Below are 22327 nucleotides of genomic sequence, written 5' to 3' on the forward strand. Positions count from 1 at the left end.
TTAAACACTGAACAATGAGTATTCAAGCAAAGAACGAAATTTTCGACAATGTAGCCCAGCGACTAAAGCTGGAAGGTTTCAATGTTGTGACCAGAGATGATACACGGCCATGGGGTGGCTTCTTCGTGCTCGATGAAGCGCAGGCTCAGCAGTTTGCAGACACGTATTTTGACGGTCTTGATGTAAACAGCCTGAAAATTGGCGGCAAGTTAAGCCCTAAAATCCTTGTTGTGGGCCCGGAAAAACGGCTGTCCTGGCAGTATCATCATCGTCGTGCGGAGATCTGGCAGGTCGTTACGGGTACAGTTGGCATTAAAATCAGCGATACGGACGAAGAAGGAGAACTGAAAACTTATGGCCCAAAAGACCAGATCAAATTGCAGCAGGGCGAACGCCACCGTCTGATTGGGCTTGACGATTGGGGTGTTGTCGCAGAGATCTGGCAGCATACAGATGCATCCAATCCTTCAGACGAAGATGACATTGTACGCGTTCAGGATGATTTTGGCAGATAAGATTAAAAAAACAAGAACTAAAGCCCCGCTTTTTGCGTATTAAGAGTAGACTACACATAAATGATCATTTTAATATTTTTTCTTACGCATTGGTTCCTGTCACTTTTTTCCCAAACTTTTTTTCTTCACCGGTACGCTTCCCATAAGATGTTTCGCATGGAGCGGTTCTGGGAACGGTTCTTTTATGCATTCACATTGATTGCGCAGGGTTCTTCTTTTTTAAACCCTCGGGCTTACGCCATTTTGCACCGCATGCACCATGCATACAGCGACACCGAAAAGGATCCGCATTCTCCGCATTTCTTTAAAGATGTGTTCGGTATGATGATCGCAACCAAAAACATGTACCTGAATTACCTGCGTTTCAAGATTGAACCGGAACCGGCTTTTCGTGGTAAGTACCCTGAATGGCCGCTGATCGACCGCATAGGCGATTCCTGGTTCTGGCGCGTTGGGGTTGCACTCCTGTACATCGCTTTTTACGTGACTTTCGCTACGCACTGGTGGATGTATCTGTTGCTTCCGGTTCATTTCCTCATGGGGCCTATTCACGGAGCAGTTGTTAACTGGTGCGGGCACAAATACGGTTATTCGAACCATGATAACGATGACCATAGTAAAAACTCACTGCCGCTGGACTTTCTGATGCTCGGCGAGCTTTTTCAGAACAACCACCACAAACGGCCTAACAGTCCGAATTTTGCTTCGCGCTGGTTCGAATTTGATCCGACTTACCCGGTCATGAAAATGCTGCATTGGATGCGGATCATTCGCATCAGGAAAGTTTAGCCGGATGGCCGGAAGCCCGCCCGATGCCTGGGGCGGGGCATAGAAATGGTTTTAAATAAAAAAGCCACCGACTGATCGGTGGCTTTTGTGTGTTTAATGGTGTCTGTTCCCGCGACTGTGGTAACGTCTCTTGTTCCCGTTTTTCGCAGGTCCGCTGCCTGTACCGCCTTTTGAATTCTGCTGTGCAGGACGTTTCACCTCGTTCTTGGCCAGCATGTTCTGCCAGCTGAGCGGGTAAGGGTGATCTTCCACAATCGGGATGGTGCGTTTAATAAGTTTGTGAATATCGATCAGGTATTCATTTTCCTCTGAGTCTACGAAAGAAATGGCATGACCGCTCGCGCCGGCACGTCCGGTACGGCCAATGCGGTGTACATAGGTTTCAGGCACATTGGGCAGGTCATAGTTGAAAACGTGCGTCAGCTCGTCGATGTCAATGCCGCGGGCCGCAATATCTGTTGCAACAAGGATGCGGGTGCTTTTGTCTTTGAAGTTGGTCAATGCACGCTGCCGCGCGTTCTGCGACTTGTTGCCGTGAATAGCCTCGGCCTTGATGCCGGCTTTCCACAGGTCTTTGGCAATGCGGTCGGCGCCATGTTTTGTCCGTGTAAACACCAGTGCTGTAACGATGTTTTCGTCCTGCAGCAGGTGGATCAGCAATTTCTTCTTTTCGCCTTTGTCTACAAAATAAACCGACTGGTTGATGGTTTCGGCAGTAGAGGAAACCGGGGTTACCTCTACCGTTACCGGATTATTTAAAATGGTGTTGGCCAGTTTTTCAATTTCAGGGGGCATGGTGGCCGAAAAGAATAGCGTTTGCCTTTTTTGCGGAAGTTTGGCAACAACTTTCTTGACATCGTGGATAAAACCCATGTCGAGCATGCGGTCGGCTTCATCAAGAACGAAAATTTCGAGATCGGAAAGGTTCACGTGTCCCTGGTTCATCAGGTCAAGTAAGCGTCCGGGCGTAGCGATCAGAATGTCTGTACCCCGCCTCAGCGCGTCCACCTGGGGCTGCTGGCCTACGCCGCCAAAGATCACGGTCGATTTCTCTGGCAGATTTTTTCCATAGGCTGCAAAACTTTCCTGGATCTGGATGGCCAGTTCGCGGGTTGGCGTAAGAATCAGGGCTTTAATTGCCTTTTTTGGTTTCTGGCGGTGGCGCATGTGCAGAATCTGCAGCATGGGAATGGCAAAGGCAGCGGTTTTACCGGTTCCTGTTTGTGCGCAACCAAGAAGATCTTTTAGTTTGAGGATACTGGGTATCGCCTGTTCCTGAATAGGGGTAGGCTTGGTATAACCTTCGCTCTGGAGTGCCTCAGCAATCGGGGCGATCAGGTTCAATTTTTCGAATGACATGTCAATTAAATAAATCAGATACGCTCTGTCGGCATCTGCGCCGCAAAGATACGGTAAAAAGGCGGGATGGGAAAATTGGGAGCTTATATGGACATGTCACGGCTGCGCCGGATACACTTCGAGTCCTGCAAAGTTGGTAACTTTCGTAAAGTTACCAACTTTAAGTTAAATTTTTTAATAAAAAAAATCAAAATAATAAATTTAGTGAGTCGCTGGACTGCCAATGAACAGACCGTGCATACAAACCCAACGATTTGCTACATGGCATTTTTCCCTCGCGTCAGCTTTTGAAAAATAAAATAAAGAATACCAAATCCGATAAACGCCGCCACACCGGTCAGGGCTGCCGCCGGATCGTCACCGTAAATACTGATGGCCACATACACATAAGCTAAGATAAAAAGCAACGGCACAACAGGATAGAAGCTGACCTTGTAAAACGTTGAATCATCTGCTGCTGCCTGGGCCTTCCTGAGCATGAAAATGGTTGCCGCACCACTTGCCATGCTGATACATTCAAGAAATATGGTGTAGTTCAAAATCTTATCGAAGGTCTTGGCGAAAAAGATGATCAGTACGGCCATCGCCGTGTACACGCTCAGGCTTACAGCCATGACATTGTTTTTCCCGTTTGTCTGCGCGAACACAGCCGGCAACGCGTGTTCCTGCCCCATGGCAAACATAATGCGTGGATTGCTCAGCAGGTTTACATTGACATAACCAAGAACAGAAACGAAGATCAGAACCGAAAGAACGGTGTAACCTTTGGGGCCGAAAATGCTGCCGGCCAGAATGGCTGCAATGCTTTTTGCCGAGCCGAGCGCCTCAAAGCCAATGACCCACACATAAGCAAAGTTGATGAGCAGGTAGAGCGTAATGATCAGCAGCAGACCAATAATGATGGCTTTCGGCAGAATCCGCTTGGCTTCTTTGGTTTCGCCGCCGAAATTGATCGTTGCCTGGTAGCCTGCGAAACTGAAGGAAACGGCAATGAGACACAGTCCCAGCAGCCTGCCGAAGTCCTGCCAGCTGCCCACAGGTTGCACGGTGCGGGCGGGGGTGGCCGCTTGCGGTACAAAAAACACGGCGCAGATCAGCACCAATACCGTGACGATCTTTACGATCGTCAGCACGTTCTGCGTTTTCGAGCTGGCCTTCAGGCCCAGTAAATTGACACCATACAACACAAGCAGGCTGCCGATGGCGATGCCGCTCCGGTAAGCCTGGTCTGCCGCTCCGGGCGGGAGGATAACGCTGCAGATGTATTCAGCCCCGATCAGGCTGACTGCCGCAACCGATGCCGCCGACGAAACGATACCAATACAATTAATGGAAAAGGCGACAGCCGGATGGTACCCTATGGAAAAGATTTTATAATACGCGCCTGTTAACGGATAACGGGAGCCGATCTCTGCAAAAGTCAGCGCCCCGCAAAGCGCCACAATGCCGCCGGCTATCCAGGCGCCAAAAAACAATTCTTCGGTACCCGCTTTGGCAGCCACGTTGACCGGCGTACGGAAAATTCCCATTCCGATAACCAGGCTTACGACGATCATGGCCAGGTCGAACAGGGAGAGCTGTTTTTTGATTTTCATGTTGCGGTTTATGGCGGGCAAGATACGGGTAATTGTGTATTTGTTGAAACTTTACAAGTTGCAGGCATGCAGAAAAGCCTAACTTTGCATGTTGAAAAATCCGCCTGGATCATCAGGCGGTGACCCGCAAACAAAGACTGCAAAAAGTAAACACATGGCTGAAGCAACCTATAATGATGACAGTATTCGCTCGCTCGACTGGAAAGAACACATCAGACTGCGGCCGGGCATGTATATTGGTAAACTCGGCGACGGCTCCTCTGCCGACGACGGGATCTACGTGCTCCTGAAAGAAATCGTCGATAATTCGATTGATGAATTTGTGATGGGGACGGGTAAAACCATTGAGATCAACGTTTCTGATCAGAAGGTGAGCGTGCGCGACTATGGCCGTGGCATTCCGCTTGGAAAGGTGATCGATTGCGTCTCAAAAATTAATACCGGAGGTAAGTACGACAGCAATGCCTTCCAGAAATCGGTCGGTCTGAACGGCGTGGGTACAAAAGCAGTAAATGCTCTTTCCACTTTTTTTACCGTTCAAAGCTACCGCGATGGCCGGACCAAGAAAGCGGAATTTTCGCAGGGCGTACTGAGCATGGAGCACCCTGAAATTGAAACGACCCAGCGTAACGGTACCGCCATCAATTTTGTTCCCGACGAAAGCATTTTCAGGAATTTCCATTTTATACCAGATTTCGTTGAGAAGATGATCTGGAATTATGTGTTCCTCAACACCGGCCTCACCATCAATTTCAACAACCAGAAATATTTCTCAGAACGGGGTCTTTACGACCTGCTCATGCGTGAAGCTGACGTGGATAGCCTGCGTTACCCGATCATCCACCTGAAAGGGAATGACATCGAAGTTGCCATGACGCACGGCCAGCAATACGGGGAAGACTACCACTCGTTCGTAAACGGGCAGCACACCACCCAGGGCGGCACACACCAGGCGGCTTTCCGCGAAGCGGTGGTTAAAACGATACGGGAATTTTATAAAAAAGAGTTTGACGCAGCCGATGTGCGTTCGTCTATTATCGCAGCAGTTTCTGTACGGGTGCAGGAGCCGGTTTTCGAGTCCCAGACCAAAACGAAACTCGGCTCGCTGAATATGGGACCCGATGGCCCAACCGTACGCACATTCGTAAACGATTTCGTTAAAAAGGAACTTGATGATTACCTGCACAAACATGCCGACGTAGCAGAGGCCCTGTTGAAGAGAATTCAGCAAAGCGAGCGTGAAAGGAAGGATATTGCTGGTATCAAAAAACTAGCGAACGACCGCGCCAAAAAAGCCTCGCTCCACAATAAAAAGCTGCGCGATTGCAAGGTGCATTTTAACTCAACCCATGAACGCCGTTATGAAACAACGCTTTTCATCACCGAAGGAGATTCTGCCTCAGGCTCAATCACCAAGTCGCGCGATGTGGAGACACAAGCGGTTTTCAGCCTGAAGGGAAAGCCGCTTAACTGTTATGAACTGACCAAAAAGGTGGTCTATGAGAACGAGGAGTTTAACCTGCTGCAGCATGCGCTTAATGTTGAAGACGGAATTGAAAACCTCCACTATAACAACATTGTCATTGCAACCGATGCGGACGTGGATGGTATGCACATCCGTTTGCTGATGATGACCTTCTTCCTGCAGTTTTTCCCCGACCTGGTCCGGGCAGGGCATGTCTATATCCTGCAAACGCCGCTGTTCCGTGTGCGCAACAAGAAAGAAACGATTTACTGCTACAGTGAAGAAGAACGCCGCAATGCAATTGAAAAACTTGGCAACAAGCCGGAAATTACCCGGTTTAAGGGGTTGGGCGAGATTTCGCCTGAAGAGTTTGGCCTGTTTATCGGCGCAGACATCAGGCTTGACCCGGTTATTCTCAAAGAGCAGACCATTAAAAACCTGCTGGAATATTACATGGGAAAAAATACACCGGAGCGTCAGCAGCATATTATCAGAAACCTGCGTATTGAGAAAGACGAGATACAGCCAGAGAAAGCCATTGAGCTCAGTGAGCCGGTTGTAACCGAAGAAGTGGCTTGATGCTAACTCCCAGCTGTTTCTTCGGGATGCTGCGGGGGTAACTGGCTGACTTCTTTTTCAATTACAACCGTTTTCAGGTGCACAGCATACTTTGTCGGCTTGATTCCCTCATCGAATTTCTCTGCAAAGGCCTGTGTAAACTCAGCCCCGAAATACAGGATGACGGCTGTATAATAGATCCAGGTGAGGATCACGATAATTGACCCCGCGGCGCCAAATGCAAGCCCGGGGTTCGTTTTTTCCAGGTATAGACCTATGGCCCACTTGCCGAGACCAAAAAGTAAAGCGGTAAAGCCGGCGCCAACAAGCGCCGATTTCCACCTCAGGACCACGTCGGGCAGCACTTTGAAGATGATGGCAAATATGGTCGTGACAATGGTGAAGGTAAGCACATTGTTTACGATCATCACAATGAAGGTGGTGGTACTGTCTATTCCCGGCAGGTAGCCTTCAAGAAAATGCTGGATCTTATCGCCGAAGCTTAATACAATGCTATTCACGATGAGCGAGACCAGCAACAGAAAACCCATCGAAATAATCAGGGAAAACGACAACAGCCGGTTTGTAATGAGTTTTTTCCACCCCTTTTTAGGCACGGCTTTTACTTTCCAGATCAGGTTAATGCTGTCCTGGATTTCGATAAAAATCGCCGTTGCACCCATGATCAGGGTAACAATACCGATAATTAGTCCGATTGAACTTTTGCCCGAAAGGTTTGCATTGTTAACAAAGCCCTGGATCTGTGATGCTGCCTCTGCTCCTACAAATTCATTGATCTCACCAAAGAGCTGGCCCCTGAGTGCTTCTTCTTTATAAATAATGCTTGTTACTGATAGAATAATGAGCAGGAGAGGGGTTAATGAAAACAGTGTGTAGTAGGCTAAAGCGGCACTCAACTTCATCACCCGATCTTCGCTAAAACCTTTACCTGCGGCAACAAGGAGCTGAAATGTCTCCTTGCCAAACTTCTTTATTTTTGCCAGTGTCATGTTCTTAGAATGGATAGCCAATACCGATGTTCAGGATCAGGTTTTCTTTTCGCCAGCCCTTGTCTCCAAAAGCAACATCATTTATGACCCAGCGCTGTCCTTCGGGCAGGTAAGGCTTGCGAATCGGGAAGGCCAGGTCCAGCCGTATCACGAAGATACTGGCGTCGACACGTAAACCGGCACCTGTGCCTAAGGCCAGTTCGTCAAGCGCTTTTGAAAGCCTGAACTGGGAGCCTGGCCTGAGCGGATCTTCGCGCCGCAGCCAGACATTACCGGCATCAACAAAAATTGCCCCATACAGGATGCTGACCAGCTTTGCACGCAATTCGGTGTTCAGCATCATTTTCACATCGCCACCCTGGTCGGCAAACAGGGCATTCGGGTTTACACGATACGTACCCGGGCCAAGCGACCGGGCTGCAAAAGCACGGATGTCGTTGCTGCCGCCGGCAAAAAATTGCCGTACAAACGGCAGCGAACTGCTGTTGCCATATGCGTAACCATAACCTAGGTTCAGACGGTTTGCCCAGATCAAGCCACGGTTAATCTTTAAATAATCCCGGAGGTCAGCTTCGAATCGCACGAACTGGGTTAGCGATGTGTTGAACAGACGTTTAGAACCGTCTTCTTTTTCTTTGAAGAAAAGCCCTACAACATTGCCCGCCGTCTGCACATTGCCCATAAAGAACAGATTGTTGCGTCGGGTCTGGTCAATCTGGTTGTTATAGGTGTATGTATAGTTCGAACCGATAATAAACTGGTTTTCATAGGTGCTGAACAGTACCGGGTTGTTTTGCCTGGCCAGGCGGAAGGAATCTGTCTGGCTGATCAGTTTAACGAAGTTGACCGATATCGGGTTCAGCACATGTTCTTTAAAGGCGCTTTCTTTCCAGTTGTAACCAAATTCGCCTTTTACAGAGCCCAGCGAGAAATAATTTGCCCGGTTCAACAGCTGGAAAGCAAGACTGACATTGGTCTTCGGCACAAAGGCACTCGTGCTCCTGGGTTCGAAGAAAGGCGTAATGAAGCGCGGAAACGATAGTTTGCCTTCAGCACTCAGCGAATACGAGCTTACGCCAGCCTGTGTGCCTTTGACCTGCGTTTCGAAGCCGCCGCTTACACTGATATTAAGCTGCTCGGCTCCCCTGAACACATTGCGTGTAAGCTGTGTCAGGGTGACTTCTGACCCGACAAAGTTGTTGGATTTACTGGTTCCGGTTACCGAAAGCGAAAGGGAATTTCTTTTTAAGGGAGTCAGGTAAACGCTGAGGTCAAGCTGGTTGTTTTTGAAACTGTCAAGCGGTGTAAATTCGGCCTTTACAAATTTGAATGTGTTCAGGTTAACCAGGCGGTTCAGCGAAAGGTTGTGGTTTTTCCTGCTGTACGTATCGCCCTTGCTAAAAAAGATCATGCGTTCGAATACCCGCGGTTTAAAGGTATTCCGGCGGTCATAAATTTTAAAGTCTTTATACTCCAGCGGTTGCGTCCTCCTGATAATGGAGTCGCGGTTCAGGTAATAATTAGGGTAAATGCGGATATCGTTAATGGTATAAGGTTTGAGCCCGGCATCGGGTGTCGTTTCCTTCACGCGCAAATTTACGTTTACCTGGTGTTTACCAATGGTGCTGTCTACTTTCAGGATCAGGTAGTCCGGACCAAAATAAAAGAATCCCCTTTCCTTGAGGTCGTTATCGATGCGCTCACGTTCCTGCTTGAAGACATCCAGGCTGTAATAGGAGCCTGGTTTCAGGAGGGACTTTTCTTTGTTCGCATTCACGATTGCCGCAACGGGCGAGCTATCTGGCGGGAAAGTGACTTTATTGATGGTGTAGCGCTGACCTGTGTTGGCAGTATAGATCGCTTTTGTTTTGCGTTTCCTGGTCACCGTGTCGCCGGTTACGGCCGCCTGCAGGTATCCCTGGCTGATCAGATAACTGCGCAGCACGTCGTTGTTCAGTTTTAGGCGTACTTCGCTGCTAAGTACCGGCGGTTCGCCCACCTTTGTACGCAGCCAGTGCCTGATACCCTTTTTCTTTTTAGGCTCGCCGGCAAGGTTATAGATGTATAGTTTCGGCCTCAGACCGAGAATTTTTTTATTTGGTTTTGGACGGGTCTTGCCTTTCAGTTCGGCCTTCAGCGATTTCTCATCCTTAACTCGGCCCGAAGAATCCGGATTTATCCTGATCTCAGCGCCGGTATACAGGTTCTGTCCCGGTTTCAGGTATTTGATATTGCTGCAGGCCGTGAGTAAACCGACGCCCAGCAGAAGGCATAAACGGCTAGTTGTTCTTGTCATCCCTTGGTCTTTGTTCTTTATTTTTCTTTTCACGGCTGCGCTGGAAAATTTCCCGGAAGCGGTTGTAATCGACAACCAGCGCAAAGCCGACGCCCGTTTCAATAATCTGTCCTTCTATTACTCCCTCATATTCGTTCCGGCGGTAGGCACGAAGCCTGTAGCGCCCATCGTTCGAAAGCAGGTATTCAATGTTGACGTTACCGGCAATATTACTGGTCTTTTGATTTTCCTGTCTTGGCCCCTCAAGCCCGAAAGAGCTGCCTACAGAAACAGTAAGGCGGTCATTCAGCAGGCGTTTCGACAAACCTATTTCCAGGTCGGTTTTATTTTCCAGCTGTCCGGTCGAATAGTCTTCAGTTGAGTTTACACCGAAATTGAGGTCAACGCCTTTTACCAGGTCAGAAGCGAGGTTATTAAGCTGCTCGGTCAGCAACTTGCTCACACTCTGACGCGCAAGCGTAGATACGCCGCCGCCGCCGGCAAGGCTCTGGAAGGGGTTGTCGGCAATGAAGCGTCCCAGGGCAAGCAAGGCGAAGACCTGTTTGTTCAACTCGTTCTCGTTCGCATTTACCTGCTGGATTTTGGTTTCTGTTTCTGCACGCACCGGGCCGCCCTGGCCCTCGGGCATTTCAAGCTTGAAACTAATTGCCGGTTTCATCAGTTCGCCATCCAGGTTAAGCAACACCCGGAAAGGGAATTTTTGCTTGAACCGGTTTTGTTCAAGCGTGGAGCGGTTCTCAATCTGGTCTGCAACCAGGTCTATTGGGGCGGCTTCCACGTCATAAATCGCGGTCATATCCAGGTTCGCGGCTGTAGGTTCTCCCGTCCAGGTGATGGTGCTTCCGTTCTGGATTTTAAATTCTCTTTTCAGCGGCCCTACGCTCAGGTTATAACCGCCATCCGCAAGTTCATAGGTGCCAGTCAGACTGATTTTACCGCTTGGGTCCATCGTTGCGTTCAGATCGGCTTCGCCTTTCACCCGCAGTGCATCACCGTTGGCAGGATCCACAACAACATTAAATTCAGCGTCTTTGTCTATGCCAATATTTGCGCTGAAGCTGATGCCCGTTACCGGCGATTTGGTCAGGCTGTCTACATTCAGGGCCGGTTTGCCGTTAAATGGCGCTGCATCTTCATCGATAAACTGCACAATGCCGTCCTGCTCGATCACTGACGGGTCATTCGACGGAATGGCGAAGTAAAATCGCGTTTTGTCTTTGATCTGGATATCTGCATCCACATCGGGCCGGTTCAGGTCGCCCCGTACCTTGATGTTGCTGCTCAGGTAAACCGTGCCGTAAAACAGTTCGTTGTCTGCCACCGTCGAGTTCAGCGCCCGGAAGTTATCGGTGGTAATGTCAAGCCCGAAGCGGAAATCCCGGAAGGTCTGCGTATACACCCGACCCTTGATCACGGCTTTTTGGTTGAGCGAGTCGATCAGCGTGAAGTTGTCGAATGCAATGCCCTGATCATCGAACAAAATGCGTTCGTTCGGCAAACGGAAAAAGGAATTGATCATCGCCACATTAAAGCCGGCTTCTTTAAAGGTCAGGTTGCCGTTTACACGGGGCGCAGTCAATGCGCCTTTTACGGCTAACTGACCGGTGAGTCTACCTGTTCCCTGCCTGATTTGTCCGCCCGAAAGACTTTCTATTTCTTTCAGGTCAATTTTGTCAATGTTAACGGTCAGGTCAAGCGCGCTCTGTGGTGCCGTGTAATAGAAGCCGTTTGCACGCAATTCGTGGGTGCCACTTAGCGCGATATTTGTTTCAAACGCGTTTTCAGTATTGTTATTCACGGCCAGACGCAGTGTGCCGAGCTGATCTTTCTGGTACCGAAGCTGGTCAACGGTGAGGTTCGCCTCAAATTTGGGCGATCCGGTCAGGTCTTTCGCGGTCGCACTGCCATTGATGCGTCCGCCAACCAGGGTGGTATCTGTTTCGGCCAGCCGGGTAATTGTTTCGATCTGGAAGTCTTTGAAACGCACCTCGAGCGGCGAGTTTGGTGTGCTGCCGGTACTGTTTATAGCGAGCAACTGGTTGTTGTTGCCGAGTTCAAACTGGTTGACCAAAATGCCTGACTTACCGAACTGTATAAAGTTGTCTGCAGAAACTGTCCACTTTTCGTACGCCAGCACCAGTTTGGCCGGATCCATGCTAAAGCGGTAATCTTTATTGATCGACTGGAACGTGCCGCCCAGAACATATTTGTCTTTAGCCTGGCTATCGCGCAGGAAAATATTTACGCCCAATTTATTGTCTGCTGCATTCCCCGTAACCTCTGTATTGAACAGCTGGATCGAGGGGTTCTTTACGCTTTTTACAAACAGCCGGTAATCCAGCCTTTGTTCTTTATTGTCAACGACCAGCCGTGTGCTGTCTACCGCCAGGTCGCCATAAACAATGCCGGGAAAGTCTGCATTGATCTTTAGGCTGTCTTTCTGGGTGTCTACCAATCCGTAGAGTACTGCAGGTTTGAAGGTTGTTAGCTCAGGCACGAAATTCTGGATCAGTTTTGCATTCTTAACGCGCATAAAAAAGCGCATCCGCTGTTCAGGTATTTTGGCAACCGTACCGAATTGGTAGTACTTATTGATTTCGTTGACTATTGCGGCACCGATTTTTGTGAGCTGGTATTTACCATCGATCGTCGCATCCAGAATCTCCGATCGCAGCGTAAGTCGGTTTTCTGTGGCGCTGCTGGCGGCCCGGAGGGCGATCGTATCCACGTTGAACCGCTGGCCGTCTTTGGCTACCTGTAGTCCGGTTACATCAAGTCGGCCGTTCAGGTAGTCTGGATCGGCAGTCGAAAAATCGGCCTTAATGCGGCCGAGGGCGGCCAGTTCAGTTTTGCTGAAATTAAGCCTTTGCAAATCAAGCCTGCGCAAATCAAGGTCAAGTTTAACCGCCGGGTATTTACCGGCAAGGTTGGCGGTAGCATCAAGCCTGAAATTTGCGTTGCTGTCTGGCATGCTGCCTTTTACACTGATCTTCTGCCGGGTATAGGAGCCCTGCAGGCGCAGGTTCCGGTAAGTATACTGGTTGTAATAGGCATTTACGAGGTCTGCCGTAAACCTGGCGTTCAGCGTTTTCGGATCGATGCCTGTACCAGCGACCTTGGCCCGCAGGGTAACACGCCCCAGTTTGGGTTGCTGTTGAAGAAGACGCCCGACATGGAAGTTGTCTAGCCTGACCGTGGCATCGTATTTTTCGCGGCCTTTGGATCCGGTCATTTTAGCCAGGACGCTGGCATTGCCCATGTCTGAGCGCAGCTGCAGGGCAGTATTGAAGTTGGTCATGCTTCCCCTGAAGGTTCCATTCATGCTAATCGCATTTGGCAGGCTCAGGTTTGCCGGCAATGATCTGCGCGGAACGACAACCAGCAGATCCTGTTTGGTCAGCGCAAACCGTTTAATATTCAGATCGAGGAAGGCTTTGTTCACATCGGGCAGGCCTTTTACACGGCCACTGATGTCGATGACTGTACTTTTGAGACCGTTTACCTGCAGCTGCGGAATGTTCAGGTTGTTCAGGTATCCGCTCATGCGCAGGTTAACGCGGAGCTTTTCGTTTCTGTATGCTGCAGGTACAGCATTAGAAAAATAGCCTGCGTCTTTTACCCCGATCGTGGTGTTTTTCAGCTCCAGATCGATCTTAACACGTTCGGGGTGTTTCGTAAGGTCGTCCATGGAACTGAAACGCAGGTCAGTTTTGTTGTTAATCGTGGTATTTGGGGTGCGCAGCACAAAATTCTGAAGACTGATCAGTCTATCTGTATAGATGGCTTCGCCTTTGAGTTCATTCAGCACAAAGCCGCTTTTGTCTTTGAGGGAGCCATTGGTAACCCTGGCGTGAATACCTGCCTGGCCGTAACGTACCTCTTCTGCACCCAGGTTCAGGCCGGAGATCAGCAGGTGGTTAAAGTCCAGGCCGCTATTGACCGGCCTTGCCGCCAAATTGTCGAACCGCAGGGTGTTGTTTTTCAGGGCGATCTTTTGAATAGCCAGCGCAAGCGGCGAGGGCTGTGCGGCTGCCGCTTCCTGCTTGTCAAGCTGTTTGTCCACCTTTTTGACCTCAGCCGGTTTAAAAGCAAAACGGATATCAGAATTGTTCAGGTGGGCGTCTTTCACGCTGTATTTCGAGTTGGTCAGATCGACAGACAGATTGCTCAACCCCAGATCGCCAACCTTCAGATCGGCGTTCATGTTCGAGATCCGGTCATTAAAAAGAACCTTGACCTGTCTGAAACTGAAGTCTTCCACCTCGATAAAAGGGAGCTTGCCGGATGATGCTTTGGCCGTGTCGACGCTTTCTTCCAGGTGTTCGGCCAGGTGCACAAGGGGCTTTTGCTGCAGATAGGAAAGGTTTGTGTTGTCGAGCGTAAAACTGCTGATTACATAACGCTGATTGGCCAGGTCGAAATCTTTGATGCGTGTCTTAAAAGCCCCAAGGTAGACGCGCACATCGTTACCAGCCACATCGTCGCGGTAATTGATCCCGATGTCTTCGAAAGATACTTTGCTGACTGAAAATTTGAGGGTAGAGGTCGTGTCTTTTTTGGCTTCTTCTTCAGGTTTTTTTTGCTCTGAGGCGAATGCATCGACAAGGAAGGAAAAATTGAAACTGGTATCGGGCGCAATTCGCTTTACATTGGCCCTCACATTTTTCAGCTGGATATCATTTACTTCCACCTGGTTCTTGAGCAGTTTAAGCAGACTGATATCTACCTGGAGCTTTCCGGCATATAGTAAGGTGTCCTTGTTGCGGTCTTCAATGTAAAATTTGTTGAGCACCACATCTTTGGGAAGCGCGATCTTGATGCTTTCCAGGCTGACTTCGGTATTTGTTTTTTTCTTCAACCAGGCTATGGCCTTGTCTTTTACGAAGTTCTGAACGGCAGGAATGTTCAGTGAGGCCGCCAAACCGACCACCAGGATAATCAGTATGGCAACGGTCCAAAGCAGTACTTTCAGGGTTTTACGTAGATATTTGTTCAAGGGTAATGGCAGTTTGCGGTTATTATATAATCCGGGCTATGCGTTGCGCCGCTTTCGTCACCATTAATACAAAAAAATAACTTAAATTGTTCGAAAATATCAGCTTTTGTTTGACCTTTCGGGTCAACTTGTCTACAATGGAAAAAATAAGCCTGCAAATAAATTATACCCGGCATACCGACGTTTCGGAGCTGGATCAGCAAGAACGCCGGTTGTGCGAAGCCGCAGTCGCCGCGACAGAGAGCTCTTATTCGCCTTACTCGGGTTTCCGGGTAGGCGCGGCTCTGCAACTTGAGACCGGCGAGATCGTGCCCGGCAGCAACCAGGAAAATATGGCTTATCCTTCAGGCCTTTGTGCCGAGCGCACAGCCTTGTTTGCGGCCGGCGCCCAGTTTCCGGGCCGTGCCGTGACAACCATGGCCGTTACGGCAAAGACAGACCGGTTTCTGATTCGCCAGCCGGTTACTTCGTGCGGCGCCTGTTTACAGGTCATGGCCGAGTTTGAAAAGCGACAGGGCAGCCCGATTGCAGTTATTTTTTATTGTATCGGCGGCGAAGTGATCCGCCTGCGGTCTGTACGCGATCTGCTGCCTTTTGCTTTCAATGGAGAAGGCCTCAAAGGCTGAACGCAATCTCTTAACAGACGTGTGTTTAAAACTTATGCGGGCGAATAGCGCCCCGCGTGATTATCTTTACGGTTTCCAAATAAACAGGATAGAATGAGTGAAGAACTGAAGGACAACATCAGCGAGGAAGGCATGCATGCCGTAACGCCCATAACGGGCCTGTACGAAAACTGGTTTCTTGACTATGCCTCTTACGTGATTCTTGACCGGGCAGTACCGCATATCCACGACGGGTTAAAGCCGGTTCAGCGCCGCATCATGCACTCCCTGAAAGAGATGGACGACGGCCGCTTCAACAAAGCTGCAAACGTGATTGGCAACACGATGAAGTATCACCCCCACGGCGATGCCTCTATTGGCGATGCAATGGTGCAGATTGGCCAGAAAGATCTCCTGATTGACTGCCAGGGAAACTGGGGCGATCCCGTAACCGGCGACAGTGCAGCAGCACCCCGGTATATCGAGGCGCGCCTGTCTAAATTTGCCAATGAGGTTGTCTTTAATCCCGATACCACTGAATGGCAGCTTAGTTACGACGGGCGAAACAATGAGCCCATTACTCTGCCTGTTAAATTCCCGCTGTTGCTTGCCCAGGGTGCTGAAGGTATCGCCGTAGGTTTGGCTACGAAGGTTATGCCGCATAACTTCATCGAATTGCTTGACGCGTCGATAGAAGCGCTGAAGGGCAACCGCCCGAATATCCTGCCGGATTTTTTTACGGGCGGTATGGCAGATTTCTCGGCATACAACGAGGGAATGCGCGGCGGGAAAATCCGTGTAAGGGCCAAAATAACCGAAAGAGATAAAAAGACCCTGGTCATTACAGAGGTGCCTTTCAGCACCACCACCGGATCGGTCATAGACAGCATCCTGTCTGCCAACGAAAAGGGAAAGATTAAGATCAAAAAGATCGAAGACAATACGGCCAAGAATGTAGAGATCGTGGTTCACCTGGCACCTGGCATTTCTCCCGATGTAACGATCGATGCGCTGTACGCCTTCACGGCCTGCGAGGTATCTATTTCGCCCAATACCTGTATCATTAAGGATGATAAGCCGCACTTTATGAGTGTGAACGATATCCTGATTGAAAACTCTAAATTTACACGGGCGCTCCTTAAAAAGGAACTTGAAATTCGCCTGCACGAGTTGCAGGAAAAGATATTTTTCTCCTCGCTCCTCAAAATATTCATTCAGGAAGGGATGTACAAGAACGCCGAGTACGAGAATGCCGGCAGCTTTGAACATGTTGTCGACGTGCTGAACCTCCTGTTCGATCCCTTCAAGGAATCGCTTTACCGCGAGATCAGACCGGAAGATTTCAAACGCCTCATTGACAAGCCGATGAGCAGTATTACCCGATTCGATGTCAAGAAAGCCGACGAACAGATGAAGGCGCTTGAAGACGACATCAAAGTGGTAAAGAACCATTTGCGGCACCTCACTGAATATGCCATTGCCTGGTTCGAGAAACTACGCGATAAATACGGCAAAGGGCGCGAACGTAAAACCGAGATCAGGCTCTTTGATAAGGTCGAGGCCGCGAAGGTAGCCCTGGCGAACGTTAAATTGTACATGAACCCGGTAGATGGCTTTATTGGTACCGGTTTGAAAAAAGACCAGTTCGTTGCCGACTGTTCTGATCTTGACGAGATCATCGTTTTCCGTGAAGATGGGAAATGTATCATCACCAAGGTGGCAGACAAAACCTTTGTCGGCAAGGGTATCCTGCATGCACAGGTATTCAAGAAAAATGACGAGCGGACGGTTTACAATATGATTTACCGCGACGGGGCCAGCGGCGTCTCTTATGTAAAGCGGTTTTCCATACTGGGGGTAACACGCGATAAAGAGTACGACCTGACCAAAGGCGCTAAAGGATCGAAAACATTGTATTTCACAGCCAACCCGAATGGCGAAGCAGAGGTAATCAATGTGCAGCTTAAACCGCATTCAAAATTGCGGAAACTGCAGTTTGACCTTGATTTTGCCGAAATAGCCATCAAAGGCCGGGCCTCGCAGGGAAATATTGTCTCCAAATACCCACTCAAAAAGATCCTGCTGAAAAGCAAAGGGGTCTCTACGCTTTCTGGCCGAAAGATCTGGTATGACGACCTGCTTAAAAGGCTCAATGTCGATGCGCGCGGGCAGTACCTGGGCGAGTTTGACGGGGATGATAAAATTCTTCTGGTGCATAAAGACGGCTGGTACGAACTTTCTTCGTTTGACCTGAGCAATCATTTTGACGACGGCCTGGTGCTGATCCGCAAGTTCGATCCTGAGGAGGTCTTTGCTGTTGTACATTATGACGGGAAAGCAAAGAATTATTTTATCAAACGGTTTACGTTCGAATCTTTGGCTATTGGTAAAAAAGTTTCGGTGATCAGTGAAGAAGCAGGTTCACGGATGCTGTACATCACATCAAACCCCGCGGCAGCGCTCGAGATCGATGTACTGAAAGGCAAGACACAGCTACCGGAAACGCTCACGGCCGCCGTGGGAGAGATGATAGACGTGAAAGGCATGAAGGCCACCGGAAACCGGGTCTCGACCCATGATGTGCAGAAAATCACGTTACACGAGCCCGAACTTGTTGACAATGCAGACCCGGTAGAAGAACCGGGTCCTGATGTTGCCGATGAGCAAAACGAGCCCGGAGAAACGGAAGCTGAAGCGCCAGTTGCCGAACAGACAGAGAAACCAGCTGCTGATGCCAGGCCCTTGGAAAAGCCTGCACAGGAAACAAAGGAAGACCCGGCGCCATCAAAGCCGGCGAAAAAAATAGATTTCGAGATCACCAACAAGGATGATATCGACATGGACGACAAGGGCCAGCTTGGCCTGTTCTGATCATCAAGCCCTGGTTCATGCCAGGGCTTTTATTTTTCTAAAAATTCCGGACGAAGCAACTGACCGAACGCCACTGTAAATTTGTCCAGTTTTGGCTGGATCACGAAGCTGCAATAAGGCTTGTGCCTGTTTTTTATAAAATAATCCTGGTGGTAGGTTTCTGCCGGGTAAAACGCAGCAGCGTGGGCCAGTTCTGTAACAATCTCCTTCTCGTACATACCTGAAGCGGCCACCTGCCCGATCATGGCCGCTGCCATGTCGCGCTGTGCGGCATCCTGATAAAACACCACCGAGCGGTACTGCGCGCCCCGATCGTTCCCCTGCCTGTTCCGCGTTGTCGGGTTATGTGTGTTGAAAAAGACCTGCAGCAGGTCGCTGTACCCGATGACAGACTCGTCAAAATCGATTTTAATTACCTCAGCATGACCGGTGTCGCCCTGACAAATTTCCATATAGGTTGGATGCGGTGTATAGCCGCCCATATAACCGGGCGAAACAAGCTCAACACCCCTCAGTGTCTGAAAGATCGCTTCTGTACACCAAAAGCAGCCGCCGCCGAAAATTGCTGTTTGCATATCTGTATAAACGCAGTCAGGCTGGCGGCGGTTTTCCCGGCGTACGCAGGCCGGACTGCACCGACGGGGTTAAATAAAAAAAAGCCCCGAAGGGCTTCTGTTATTGGTATTGAATATAGACCGGTTTTGGCTTAAGTTTGACCAATTCGTCGGGTGTCATCAGGCGGTTCGGCGCCTTTTTCAAATCGTTCTTGTAAAACAGCTTGAAACCGGTAAACTGCACGGGTTCTGAATAAATAAAGTGGCGATACGTCCCTTTTTTAAGTTCAGGTTCTCCCCAGCCATCCATGTGCATAACGACCTGTACTTCCCTGGTCGGTTTGATGTTTGCGCTGTTGGTTACCATTTTTTTAGTAAAGCGGTGTACGACAAAGACTTTAGGCGGCAGGTTGTTATCTTTAACCAGTTTGCCCAGGTAGTTGATGCAATAGTTAATGTCTGCAGCATCGTAAGTGCCGATGCGCTTGCCCGGACGTGAACCGTCTTTCATGGAAAATTCGGGATCGATTCCCAGGTGAACGTTCGGCAGCTTCAGGTATTTTTCAAGTCGGGGCAGCTCGTCGCGGATGGTGCTGAGCGATACCTGGATGTCCAGGAATACGATCATGTTCGGGCGCATGCGCGAAATGGTCATGACCGAGTCGATCTGTTTCTCAGGCATGCGAAAACGATATTTGCCGTCCTTGCCACCGTCTCCCTGTGCCACTACCGCAATATAGTGCAGTGCAGGTTGTACGGGTGTTCCCGGATCGGCCTTTTCCCACTTTTTTACCTCACCATCCAGCCGGGCCAGCATTTGTTTTGGCGGCAATTCGCCAAGAATGCCCATATTCTTGGAATACAGGTTACCATAGTAGGCAACGATTCGTTTGTAAGGAAGAATAGCACCGTCTTTCGGATATACTTTTGATTTGACAGGCCATTTGCCGGTCGTATCGCCATTTGCCATTTTCCGCATCAGCGAATCGTAAACGGCAGTGTCAATTGGCTGAAGGACCTCTTCTTTGGTCTGGTCGCCTTTTTTTCCGGTGTCTGACCGTGCGGATTGTTTGTTCTGTGCATCTGAACTGCAGCTTGCCAGCAGCGTACAGCTGATAAAGGCAGATAAAAAAATGTTGGCCAACTTCGGCATATTCATAGTGATTTCAGTTATGTAGTTATTTTTGATCTTGTTTGAGGTATCCCGGGCCATGCAGCACGATGCCTGCGCGTTTGCCCGTATGGTGCTCGCCAGCCAGGGTAACTTCGCCGTTAACCAATACATACCTGAATCCGGTTGAGTACTGGTGCGGCTTTTCATAAACCGAGCGGTCTGTTACGGTTGCGGGGTCAAATACCACAACATCGGCCGCCATTCCCGGCTTAAGCAGTCCGCGGTCGCCCAGCTCCATTTTTTGAGCGGGCAGCGAGGTCATCTTACGAATCGCGTCTTCCAGGCGGATCACTTTCTTTTCGCGCACATACCGGCCCAGCACCCGTGCGTTGCTGCCGTAACCGCGGGGATGCGGTACGCCCTGGTTCCACACCCGGATCGAGGCATCGGAAGCGATCATGGTATATGGATACTGCATGATCTTCTCCACATCCTGCTCATCCATGCCATGGAACACCATTTGCGCGCCGCCCTTTTCCATCATGTCAAGTATGGTGCGTATTTCGTTTGCGGGTTTGCTTTTGCGGCCCCAGCGTTTGTTGATCTCCATGATGCTTTTGCCATTCAGCGTGGTATCTGGGCCGTAATTAGCCACCATAGCGTAGTCAAAATTCTTACGTTGCCGGCGTTTGAGGTCGGCGGTCATTTCGGCTTCCAGCTTTTTATAAATTGCCGGATTGCGCAGCCGTGCGCGGAGTGAGTCGGCGCCATCGGCCAGGGCCCATGAAGGAACGATCGAGCTCAGGCCGGTGCTGCTTGCGGTATATGGGTACTGGTCAACCGTTACTTCGATTCCTTCCAGTCGGGCATCTTCTACTTTTTTGATCATTTCGGCAGTGCGGCCCCAGTTCGGTTTGCCTACTTTAAAGTGGGAAATCTCGACTGGCATGCGTGCCTGCCGGCCAATGTTGATCGTTTCATCTATCGCTTCGAAGACCTTGTCTGCTTCACTCCGCATGTGTGAGGTGTAGATGCCCCCAAAACCGGCTGCTACCTTGGCCAGCTCAATGATCTCTTGAGGCTTTGAATAGGTACCCGGGGTATAAATAAGACCGGTTGAGAGACCCACGGCGCCATCTTTCATGGCGCGCGCCACGTGATTGCGCATGCGGTCCAGCTCTTCGGCGGTTGGTTCACGCATGGCCATGCCCATGGCTGCCTGGCGAATGTTGTTGTGGCCAATAAACGAGGCCACATTCACAGAAAGCCGCAGGCTGTCTATAAACCTGAAATAACTGCCCAGGTCATTTTCAGAGCTGCCGCAGTTACCGGTAATTACGGTAGTTACACCATCGAAGATGAAATTGTCTGCTGTGGGCTGCCGGCGTTCGTCGTCCTCGATATGCGTATGCACGTCGATAAAGCCCGGGGCCACGACCAATCCGGAGGCATCGAGTATGTTTTTTGCCGAAGCACCCGGCAATTTGCCTACCGCCATTATCTTACCGCCGGTAATCCCGAGATTGCCATAAAACCAGGGGTTCCCGCTGCCGTCAATGATCCTGCCGTTTTTGATCAGGATGTCAAATTGCTGCTGTGCATAGGTACACCAGGTACAGGCGGCAAAAAGAATGGTCAACGCAGTTTTTCTCAAGGTTTAAATTTTTTGGAAAATACCCCTAAGGGCAGATATTCAGAAATAAAGTAATCAACATTTACACACTGCAGAATTTGCCGAAAACCCCCAATGGAAGCTTGATTCCACTGGTCGCCTGCAAAAACAGCTCGCCGGTTTCCAGGTTGCTGACCGAGGGAAACGACGTGCGGATCAGGTTTTCCACGATAACCGATGAAAAACCAAGCGAGTAAGTGTTCAGGATCAGAAAATGTTCTTTTTCATCGAGCAGCTGGACCACATCCTGCATCATCTCCTGAATGTGGTCTTCGAGTTTCCACTTTTCACCATTCGGGCCGTGACCATAGGCCGGAGGGTCAAGGATAATGCCGTTATATTTCCTGCCTCGTTTCAGTTCCCGCTTCACAAACTTCAAGGCATCTTCTACCAGCCACCGGATGTCTTTAAGCCCTGAAAGTTCCTGGTTTTCATTTGCCCAGGTCACAACCTGGCGAATGGAATCAACGTGGGTGGTGTCTGCCCCGGCTGCGCGGGCCACCATAGTGGCACCCCCGGTGTAGGCAAACAGGTTCAGTACTTTTGGCTGCGGTGTTTTAAATTTCCTGATTGATGCAGAAATGTAATCCCAGTTTACTGCCTGTTCGGGAAAAAGGCCGACATGTTTGAACGAGGTCAGCGCAAGACGCATTTTGATCGACACATCGCCATTGCTGTAACTGATGTGCCAGCGATCAGGCAGCGAGGGGTTCTTTTTGATCCATTCCCCGGAAGTAGCCGAGCGGCCTTTAAAGGTAATGTTGGCTGCCTTCTTCCATTCCTGCTCGCTGAGCACTTTTTTCCAGACGGCCTGGGGCTCAGGACGAATCATGACCACATTTCCGAATCGCTCGAGCTTTTCAAAATCGCCGCAATCAAGCAGTTCGTAGTCTTTCCAATGCTGTGGTGTTAAGAGTTGAATCATAAA

The 22327-nt window shown here is 49.8% G+C and carries 14 protein-coding genes; 5 read left to right on the top strand and 9 right to left on the bottom strand.

The genetic code is table 11. From position 1 onward, the window contains the following. Positions 1 to 14: 14 nt before the first annotated feature. Both C7T94_RS07115 and C7T94_RS07120 read left to right on the top strand, forming a co-directional pair. Positions 15 to 515: a cupin domain-containing protein gene (locus C7T94_RS07115; protein WP_107214564.1), complete on the top strand. Its 501-nt coding sequence runs from the start codon at positions 15 to 17 to the stop codon at positions 513 to 515. 60 nt (positions 516 to 575) lie between these two features. Next, positions 576 to 1304, top strand: a complete 729-nt coding sequence (locus tag C7T94_RS07120; RefSeq protein ID WP_107214565.1) for an acyl-CoA desaturase — start codon at positions 576 to 578, stop codon at positions 1302 to 1304. Between the two features lie 93 nt (positions 1305 to 1397). On the opposite strand, the gene C7T94_RS07125 is transcribed toward C7T94_RS07120, so the two are convergent. Then, the gene (locus tag C7T94_RS07125; RefSeq protein ID WP_107214566.1) at positions 1398 to 2663 is read right to left on the bottom strand and encodes a DEAD/DEAH box helicase; all 1266 of its coding nucleotides are present in this window, start codon (positions 2661 to 2663) and stop codon (positions 1398 to 1400) included. A 257-nt stretch (positions 2664 to 2920) separates the two neighbouring features. After that, entirely contained in the window at positions 2921 to 4258 is a 1338-nt protein-coding gene (locus tag C7T94_RS07130; RefSeq protein ID WP_107214723.1) for an APC family permease, read from the bottom strand. A 154-nt stretch (positions 4259 to 4412) separates the two neighbouring features. On the opposite strand from C7T94_RS07130, the gene C7T94_RS07135 reads away from it, so the two are divergent. Beyond that, on the top strand, positions 4413 to 6302 hold the full coding sequence (locus tag C7T94_RS07135) for a DNA topoisomerase IV subunit B (RefSeq protein WP_107214724.1): 1890 nt from the start codon (positions 4413 to 4415) through the stop codon (positions 6300 to 6302). Positions 6303 to 6304: 2 nt separating this feature from the next. Here the strand turns inward: C7T94_RS07135 and C7T94_RS07140 are convergent, their stop codons facing one another. From C7T94_RS07140 to C7T94_RS07150, 3 genes are read right to left on the bottom strand one after another with little or no spacing between them, the layout of a single operon-like run. Then, positions 6305 to 7291 (bottom strand): YihY/virulence factor BrkB family protein, encoded by a 987-nt coding sequence (locus tag C7T94_RS07140; protein ID WP_107214567.1) that lies wholly within the window; start codon positions 7289 to 7291, stop codon positions 6305 to 6307. A gap of 4 nt (positions 7292 to 7295) precedes the next feature. Next, complete coding sequence (gene tamL, locus C7T94_RS07145; protein WP_107214725.1) at positions 7296 to 9587, bottom strand: translocation and assembly module lipoprotein TamL; 2292 nt, start codon at positions 9585 to 9587, stop codon at positions 7296 to 7298. After that, positions 9571 to 14583, bottom strand: coding sequence for a translocation/assembly module TamB domain-containing protein (locus C7T94_RS07150; protein ID WP_107214568.1), 5013 nt, complete (start codon positions 14581 to 14583; stop codon positions 9571 to 9573). The genes tamL and C7T94_RS07150 overlap by 17 nt, the downstream gene beginning before the upstream one ends. Positions 14584 to 14720: 137 nt before the next feature. On the opposite strand from C7T94_RS07150, the gene C7T94_RS07155 reads away from it, so the two are divergent. Both C7T94_RS07155 and C7T94_RS07160 read left to right on the top strand, forming a co-directional pair. After that, positions 14721 to 15209: a cytidine deaminase gene (locus C7T94_RS07155; protein ID WP_107214569.1), complete on the top strand. Its 489-nt coding sequence runs from the start codon at positions 14721 to 14723 to the stop codon at positions 15207 to 15209. Positions 15210 to 15302: 93 nt separating this feature from the next. After that, on the top strand, positions 15303 to 18059 hold the full coding sequence (locus tag C7T94_RS07160; RefSeq protein ID WP_107214570.1) for a DNA gyrase/topoisomerase IV subunit A: 2757 nt from the start codon (positions 15303 to 15305) through the stop codon (positions 18057 to 18059). 29 nt (positions 18060 to 18088) lie between these two features. On the opposite strand, the gene msrA is transcribed toward C7T94_RS07160, so the two are convergent. The 4 genes from msrA to C7T94_RS07180 form a co-directional block, all read right to left on the bottom strand. Then, positions 18089 to 18634: a peptide-methionine (S)-S-oxide reductase MsrA gene (msrA, locus tag C7T94_RS07165; RefSeq protein WP_107214571.1), complete on the bottom strand. Its 546-nt coding sequence runs from the start codon at positions 18632 to 18634 to the stop codon at positions 18089 to 18091. Positions 18635 to 18734: 100 nt separating this feature from the next. Then, on the bottom strand, positions 18735 to 19772 hold the full coding sequence (locus tag C7T94_RS07170) for a hypothetical protein (protein WP_107214726.1): 1038 nt from the start codon (positions 19770 to 19772) through the stop codon (positions 18735 to 18737). 19 nt (positions 19773 to 19791) lie between these two features. Continuing rightward, positions 19792 to 21381: an N-acyl-D-amino-acid deacylase family protein gene (locus C7T94_RS07175; RefSeq protein WP_107214572.1), complete on the bottom strand. Its 1590-nt coding sequence runs from the start codon at positions 21379 to 21381 to the stop codon at positions 19792 to 19794. Positions 21382 to 21442: 61 nt separating this feature from the next. Further along, positions 21443 to 22324: a class I SAM-dependent methyltransferase gene (locus tag C7T94_RS07180; protein WP_107214573.1), complete on the bottom strand. Its 882-nt coding sequence runs from the start codon at positions 22322 to 22324 to the stop codon at positions 21443 to 21445. Positions 22325 to 22327 lie beyond the last annotated feature (3 nt).

Origin of the sequence: Pedobacter yulinensis (assembly GCF_003029735.1) — a bacterium.
Lineage (GTDB): Bacteria > Bacteroidota > Bacteroidia > Sphingobacteriales > Sphingobacteriaceae > Pedobacter > Pedobacter yulinensis.